Source organism: Anaerobacillus sp. (assembly GCF_046314235.1).
Classification (GTDB): domain Bacteria; phylum Bacillota; class Bacilli; order Bacillales; family Anaerobacillaceae; genus Anaerobacillus.
Genome location: NZ_JBKBWN010000010.1, coordinates 167,963 through 175,812 on the forward strand (window position 1 = coordinate 167,963; position 7,850 = coordinate 175,812).

Annotated in this window: 6 protein-coding genes; all 6 read left to right on the forward strand. The window is 38.6% G+C overall.

Features of this window, described 5'->3' with window-relative positions; all coding sequences use genetic code 11:
* Nucleotides 1-77: 77 nt before the first annotated feature.
* The 6 genes from nuoL to murA all read left to right on the forward strand — a co-directional run bounded on the left by nuoL (nucleotide 78) and on the right by murA (nucleotide 7,770).
* Nucleotides 78-1,967 carry an NADH-quinone oxidoreductase subunit L gene (gene nuoL, locus ACK4M9_RS15110; RefSeq protein ID WP_409852211.1) on the forward strand — a complete coding sequence of 630 codons (1,890 nt, stop codon included), beginning with the start codon at nucleotides 78-80 and terminating at the stop codon, nucleotides 1,965-1,967.
* Complete coding sequence (locus ACK4M9_RS15115) at nucleotides 1,964-3,487, forward strand: complex I subunit 4 family protein (RefSeq protein ID WP_409852213.1); 1,524 nt, start codon at nucleotides 1,964-1,966, stop codon at nucleotides 3,485-3,487. Before nuoL ends, ACK4M9_RS15115 begins: the two co-directional genes overlap by 4 nt.
* A gap of 5 nt (nucleotides 3,488-3,492) precedes the next feature.
* Nucleotides 3,493-4,944, forward strand: a complete 1,452-nt coding sequence (locus tag ACK4M9_RS15120; RefSeq protein WP_409852215.1) for an NADH-quinone oxidoreductase subunit N — start codon at nucleotides 3,493-3,495, stop codon at nucleotides 4,942-4,944.
* 257 nt (nucleotides 4,945-5,201) lie between these two features.
* Nucleotides 5,202-5,435: a DUF1146 family protein gene (locus ACK4M9_RS15125; protein ID WP_409852218.1), complete on the forward strand. Its 234-nt coding sequence runs from the start codon at nucleotides 5,202-5,204 to the stop codon at nucleotides 5,433-5,435.
* A gap of 190 nt (nucleotides 5,436-5,625) precedes the next feature.
* Nucleotides 5,626-6,411 carry a YwmB family TATA-box binding protein gene (locus ACK4M9_RS15130; protein ID WP_409852221.1) on the forward strand — a complete coding sequence of 262 codons (786 nt, stop codon included), beginning with the start codon at nucleotides 5,626-5,628 and terminating at the stop codon, nucleotides 6,409-6,411.
* A 33-nt stretch (nucleotides 6,412-6,444) separates the two neighbouring features.
* Complete coding sequence (gene murA / locus ACK4M9_RS15135; protein WP_409852224.1) at nucleotides 6,445-7,770, forward strand: UDP-N-acetylglucosamine 1-carboxyvinyltransferase; 1,326 nt, start codon at nucleotides 6,445-6,447, stop codon at nucleotides 7,768-7,770.
* The last annotated feature ends 80 nt before the right edge of the window (nucleotides 7,771-7,850 follow it).

Here is a 7,850-nt window from a genome sequence, read left to right on the forward strand (position 1 = left end):
CGAACAGTTTTCGGGTGGTTATGATTACCGTATTTTTGAACTACGTCTGGTAGACTAAAAGAGGAAAAGGTGATGGTATGATGCAATTTGCCTGGATAATACCAGTCTTCCCACTATTAGCCTTCGTGTTGCTTCTACTTTTTGGAAGAATACTTAAAGAAAAGGCGGCTTACGTTGGAATTATTGCAATGGCTGCTTCATTCGTGACGTCATTAGTCGTCTTATTCGAAAGAGTCGGTGGGGAAGGTTATAAGTACGTTGTAAGGTGGATTACCTTTGGGGAACACACAATTACAATGGGATATGAAGTAACAGCATTAAACGCGATGATGTTATTTGTTGTTACAACGGTAAGTTTACTAGTTCACTTATTTTCAAAACAATATATGCATGGGGACGATCGCTTCCCTGTTTTCTATTCATACTTAGGGTTATTTTCATTTTCAATGTTAGGGCTCGTGTTATCTCCTAACCTATTACAATTATTCATATTCTGGGAGTTAGTAGGGGTTTGTTCATTCTTACTAGTAGGTTTCTGGTTCTTTAAGCCTGAAGCTGCTGCGGCCGCTAAAAAGGCATTTTTAACAACAAGAATTGGAGATGTTGGCTTATTCATCGGTCTTGTGCTTACATTCATCTATACAAGATCATTTGAATATGAAGCAATTTTTGCCGCAATTCAAAGTGGTTTAGTTGAACAAACGATGATTACAGTTATTGCACTCTGTGTTTTCTTGGGAGCAGTTGGTAAATCAGCGCAATTTCCACTACATGTTTGGTTACCTGATGCGATGGAAGGTCCAACACCAGTTTCTGCATTAATCCATGCGGCAACGATGGTAGCTGCCGGGGTTTACTTAGTGGGCGTTATGTATCCAGTATTTTTAGCGTCGCCAACAGCGATGACTGTTGTCGCGTATACAGGTGCAATTACTGCAATCTTTGCTGCTTCAATTGCTTTAGTTAATACAGATATTAAGCGTGTTCTTGCTTATTCAACAGTAAGTCAGCTTGGTTTTATGATTTTAGCTTTAGGAACTGCTGGCTATGTAGCTGGATTGTTTCACTTAATGACTCATGCATTTTTTAAAGCATTGCTATTCTTAGGAGCAGGTAGTGTTATTTACGGAATGCATCACCGACAAGACATCCGTGAAATGGGTGGACTATGGTCGAAAATGAAGATTACTGCAGTAACATTTTTAATCGGTACGCTAGCGATTGCTGGTGCTCCACTCTTGTCTGGATTTTGGAGTAAGGAAATTATTTTAGCTGCTGTATTATACAATGGCGATCCATTCTTATTCGCGATTGCTTCGATCACAGCTGCAATGACGGCATTTTATATGTTCCGTTTATTCTTTAAAGTATTTACTGGGAAATACCGTGGTAGTGATAGCTTGGAGGCTGGAGAGCACCATCATGAACCACATGAAAGTCCAAAAGTCATGACGATCCCATTAATCGTATTAGCTACTTTTGCTGTTTTTGCTGGTTTTGTTAATACACCGATTTTTGGTTTTCACCTTGAAAGTTTTCTGACGGAAGGATTAAATGTTGGTAAGCAAGCTCACGGTGAACTTTGGTTAGTCGGTTACTCAATTGTGATTGCGGCAGCTGGGTTTATCCTATCATATTTAATCTACTTTAAAGGGACAATTTCTGAGAGCTTCTTCCCCAAACTTGCACCTGGAGTCCATAAGCTTCTATTAAACAAGTATTATATGGATGAATTATACTTAGCTGTTTTTGTTCGTCCAGTCGTTAATCTTGGGAAATTCCTTTGGGCGGTCGATCGCTTCATTATTGATGGGATCGTTAACGTAACTGGTTACCTTGCAAAGGGAACAGGCTATGCTATTAGCAGAGGGCATTCAGGTCAATTGCAAACTTACGGCTTAGTATCTGTCGTTGGTGGACTCGCAGTTATTGCCGTTGCCTTTGTATTAAGGGGGTATTTCGGATGATCCCAAACATCTTAAGTTTACTTGTCTTTTTACCATTATTGGGTGCGTTGATTATATTGACCATTCCTGGTGAACATAAAAATGTTATTCGTTCAGTTGCTGGTATTACTTCGTTTGTAACACTAATTCTCTCAATTATTGTATGGAATTCATTCAATCGTGGTGTATCAGGGTTGCAGTTTGCCGAAAACTATACGTGGATTGACTTAGGCTTTGTATCATTTAATTATGAGCTTGGTGTCGACGGCCTTTCAATGCCACTGTTAGTTCTTACAACAATCGTTACCTTTTTAGCAGTTGTTGCGTCGGTGACAATTACAGAGCGTGTCAAAGAATATTTTGTCTGGATGCTCATTCTTTTCACAGGGATGCTTGGAGTATTCGTAGCTTTAGATATGTTCCTATTCTTCTTGTTCTTTGAATTGACGTTAATTCCAATGTTTTTTATCATCGGAATTTGGGGCGGCAAAGAGCGAGAATATGCAGCATTTAAATTTTTGCTCTATACAGGACTAGGAAGCGCGTTAATGTTAATCGCCTTCTTCGCGATGTTCTATCAAGGATTATTAACTGGTGAGGCATCACTAAATTTCCTTCGTTTAGCAGAAATTTATTCAGACCCAGCAAATGCTAATATTATTTCAAATGCATTTAGAGCGGGCTTATTCTTAACTCTATTTATTGCATTTGCAGTAAAACTACCAATCTTTCCTTTCCATACGTGGTTACCAGATGCGCACGTTCAAGCACCAACTGCAGCTAGTATGATTTTAGCAGGTGTCTTGTTAAAAATGGGTGCTTATGGATTACTTCGTATCGGGTTTGGAATTTTACCTGACCAAGCAGCCAATTTTGCTTCGTTGATTGCGATCCTTGGGGTTGTAAACATAATTTACGGTGCTTTACTTGCTCTTGTTCAAAAAGATCTCAAGAAGCTTGTTGCGTACTCAAGTATTTCGCACATGGGGATCGTTCTTCTTGGTGCAGCATCATTCACAACTGCAGGTATGCAAGGAGCAATTTTCCAATTAGTATCACATGGATTTATCGCAGCACTTCTATTCTTTATGGTTGGTGCGATTTACGAGCGAACTCATACACGAATGATCGAGGAATTAGGCGGACTTTCAAAGACAATTCCAATTCTAGCTGGTTTTTTACTTGCGGCTGCAATGGCTTCAGTCGGACTTCCAGGTATGTCTGGATTTGTTAGTGAATTTTTAGCGTTTATGGGTATTTTCTGGGCATCTCCTGATGTCATTCCGGCTGCAAAAACGATCGCTGTTATTGCAGCATTAGGGATTATTCTTACCGCTGCTTATCTATTATGGGCAATGCAAAGAACAACATTTGGTCAATTACACCAGTCCCATGCGCACCTTGAAGATGCACGTCCAATTGAGTATGTCCCAATGGTTTGTTTACTTGGGTTAATCATTCTAATTGGTGTTTATCCAGCAATTTTAGGTGACGTTATTAATACTACAGTGATCGACATTGTGTCGAAGATAGGGGGTTAAAGACAATGACAGCATTTAACGCAGACTGGTCTTTAATGACTCCGGAGATTGTGTTAGCAATACTTGCACTTACGGTGTTCACGATTGATTTTACTACTGGTATTCGTGGTAAAAAACCATTCATTGGTACGCTTAGTGTGATCTCACTATTGATTACAATTGTTTTAGTCGTTGTTTTCAATCAGAATACTGGTTCAATTGGGGAGATGTTTGTTGTTGATCCATTTGCCATGTTATTTAAGATTGCGATCCTAATTGGGGTAGCGCTTGTTATTCTAACATCAATGTCCTACATGGATAAGCATAAAGAAATGTATCAGGGTGAGTTGTATTCACTATTACTTTTTGCTGCACTAGGTGCGATGCTGATGGTTTCTTCTGCCGATTTAATTACGTTATTTATCGGTTTAGAGTTACTTAGTATTTCTTCTTACTGCTTAGCTGGCTTCCGTAAATCACAAGCTAGATCAACAGAGGCAGCACTTAAATATGTTATTCTTGGAGGAACTGCCTCGGCATTTATCCTTTACGGTATGTCATTTTTGTATGGATTAACAGGATCGACAAGTTTATCCGTTATTGGAACTGCGATGCCGACACTCCATGCTGACTACCCATATTTAGTAATCATGTCATTACTATTTATGATAGCTGGTTTTGGATTTAAGATTTCAATTGTCCCGTTTCATATGTGGGCTCCAGACGTTTATCAAGGTGCACCAACACCAATCACTGGCTTTTTAGCAACAGTTTCAAAGGTTGCAGGATTCGCAATTTTAATCCGAATCTTAGCTGTAGGTTTTGGTGGACTCTATGATCATTGGTACTTTATTATTGCGGTGATTGCTGCCTTAACAATGATCGTAGGTAATACAGTTGCCCTCGTTCAATCAAATGTTAAGCGGTTAATGGCTTATTCAGGAATTGCGCAAGCAGGCTACTTATTAGTTCCATTAGCGGCATCACTTGCATTTGATATCACAATGAGTATGATTGTCTACTATGCTTTTGCATATATATTTATGACACTAGGGGCATTTGCGATCATTTCTTATGTAACGGAAGAAGCTAATGACGAAGACCTTTCTAGCTTTGCGGGCCTATATAAACGTTCGCCGTTTTTAGGAGTAGGAATGACAATCTTTCTATTATCAATGGCGGGCTTACCAATTACAGCAGGTTTCGTAGGGAAAGTATACATTTTCCTAGGGGTCATTACTAGCCAAATGGTTTGGCTAGGGGTAATTATGATTGTAACAAGTACTATTTCGTTCTTCTATTACTTTGCGATCATTAAACAAATGTATTTTAGAGCACCTAAGGAAGATAGCTTGTTAAAAGCACCAACAAGTATTGCATTAATCGTAACAATTTGTATTGTTGGTACGATAGGCTTAGCCGTATTTGCTACTTTACTTACAAGCTATTTGAACGGTTTAAACTGGATTGTACTTTAAGTTTAGCTTAACCAATTGCTAAAGGATTAACCTACCAGAATGAGAGTCTGGTAGGTTTTTCCTTTTTTCTCTTTTTTATTCTTATACATTTTTTCTTCGACTTTTCAACTGTTTTACTAAAATTGATAGCTTTTTCTATATATTTTCGTTATTATGAGATAAGTAATTAATTCTCTAAAAAGATACAAATTTAGACAATGGCAAGCGATTGCGCAGGAAATAATTTGCGTAAATTCTCTAACAAGGAGTTTATACATATGTTAGAACCATTTGGTCAACAAGCTCTTGTCCACCTAACAGTCAGTTTAATGTTTTTAGTTATCATATGGTGGGCGCTTCAAGCATTTCGGTTTGATGTGCTTATTAAAAACCCGAAAAGCCCACAAGGAATTGTCCTAATGATTGTTATGACGATTGCATTAACTCAGTTAGTCAGTACATTTTTTTTAGACTATTTAAATTACTCGAAAATGCTTCGCTTTCTCTTTTAACAGTTGCCTTAACGCGTTGTGTTTGAGAATAACCCAAAAATTTCGCCTGAAGCTTCTTAGATATTTAGGTCATGCGGCTTTTAACTGATTTTGTCGACTTTTAACTACAACTTCCATGTATTTATACTCTCCATTTGGCAAAAATGCTAGTAAGAGAGTTCGACGAAACGAACGTTAAGGAGAGAGAAACATGGGGTATAGAAAGATAAAAGATATTATGCAGGTATTTTTTTACTGCGCCGTTGCAGTTTGCCTTTATTTTGGATTTAATTGGAGTGGAGAGGCGACAGGTGATAAGCCATTTGATGATCTTCAAAAGATATTAGCTGTTATGGACAAGCACGAGATTGAATTAACGGATTGGACACTTTATTCTAGGGAGCAATTAAATAATTGGAAAACATCTGGTGAGTACGATAGCGAATTTAATTTGCTGAAAGAGAAAACTAATCAGTTTGAATGGGAGCCCCTTACTGAAGACGTGCAAAGGAGTCAAATGAAGGCTGTTGCTACATTAACTCACAACGATTTGGGTGTTACAGAAACACTTTCCTACATTATTTACCCTCACAATGATCAATTACATTCATATCTTATTTATAACGTTCATGGCACAAGACAATTATCAGAAGTTGAATGGAAAACTTTATTGCCAATAACTGAATCTAGGCTTGAAGACTTATTTCGCAAAAATACCAAAATTTTCACTTGTGCTACAGGAAATGGCAGTGATAAACTTAATCTTGGTTTGAGTGAACAAGCGGATAAGTTGTTAGCTGATTTTTCGGCGCAAACAATTGAATCCTTAAAAGAGGAAACGTTCATTTCTATCTCTGCATACACTAATACATGGAACAATGCTATTGCAACAAATAATCAAAACATGAATTTACAAGTTGCGATTAGAGCAAAAGAGCGATTGGGCGGTAAAACAACCGTTACAATTGGCACGCCGATAATTACGACTGAATACTAATAATATAGAAATTAGACGTCGGAGGGGAATACGTTGGAAAAAATAATTGTCCAAGGAGGTAACCGATTAACTGGAAAAGTGAAAGTAGAAGGCGCTAAAAATGCTGTTCTTCCAGTAATCGCTGCATCTATCTTAGGAAGTCGAGGCAAGAGCCACATTTATGATGTGCCAGCACTTGCAGATGTATACACGATTAATGAAGTTTTACGAAATTTAAATATTGATGTTAAATATGAAAATGGAGTCATCGAAGTTGATGCCGATAAGGCTTTGAAAACAGAAGCACCTTTTGAATACGTTCGAAAAATGCGTGCATCTTTTCTAGTCATGGGGCCATTACTTGCTCGAGTTGGTCATGCAAGAATTGCGCTACCAGGTGGTTGTGCCATTGGTTCAAGACCAATTGATCAACATCTTAAAGGCTTTGAGGCAATGGGTGCTGTTGTTGAAATTGGTAATGGTTTCATCGATGCCAAAGTTAATGGGCGCCTAAAAGGAGCAAAAATTTATTTAGATTTTCCAAGCGTAGGTGCAACTGAAAACATTATGATGGCAGCCGCCCTAGCTAAAGGAACAACAATTATTGAAAACGTGGCCGAAGAACCTGAAATCGTCTGCTTAGCTACTTATTTAAATTCAATGGGTGCGAAAGTACGTGGAGCAGGAACAGGTACTATTCGAATTGAGGGTGTAGAAGAATTAGTGGGAGCAAATCATACAATTATTCCTGATCGTATTGAAGCAGGAACGTTTATGGTTGCAGCTGCTATAACAGGTGGAGACGTTCTTATTGAGGGTGCTTTATCTGAACACCTAAGACCCCTTATTGCCAAAATGGAGGAAATGGGTGTTATTATTACCGATGAAGAGAACGGAATTCGTGTTGTCGGTCCTAAAACACTAAAGCCGATCGACATCAAAACAATGCCTCACCCAGGTTTCCCAACGGATATGCAATCACAAATGATGTCGCTTTTGTTAAGAGCTGAAGGTACAAGTGTGATTACAGAAACAGTTTTTGAAAATCGCTTTATGCACGTTGAAGAATTCCGACGCATGAATGGAAATATAAAGATTGAAGGTAGAACTGCAATTGTTTCTGGTCCTGCAACATTACAGGGGGCTGAAGTAGCTGCGACTGACCTACGAGCTGGAGCAGCATTAGTAATTGCTGGCCTAGTCGCTGATGGCTACACAAGAGTCGTTGAATTGAAGCATATTGATCGCGGTTATGTTGATTTTGCTGGAAAGCTAAAAGCGCTAGGGGCGAATATAGAACGAGTATATGAAGTAGATCAAACTCAACTTCAAAACCTTGAAGCTCCATCGCCATTAAAAGTAAATCCGAACCTAGCATAGTTATTACGGGGGTGGGCCGCGCCCGGTATATAAAGGGGAGGCCAAAAAAAAAAAAAAAAAATGGCCGAAAAATACAGAGT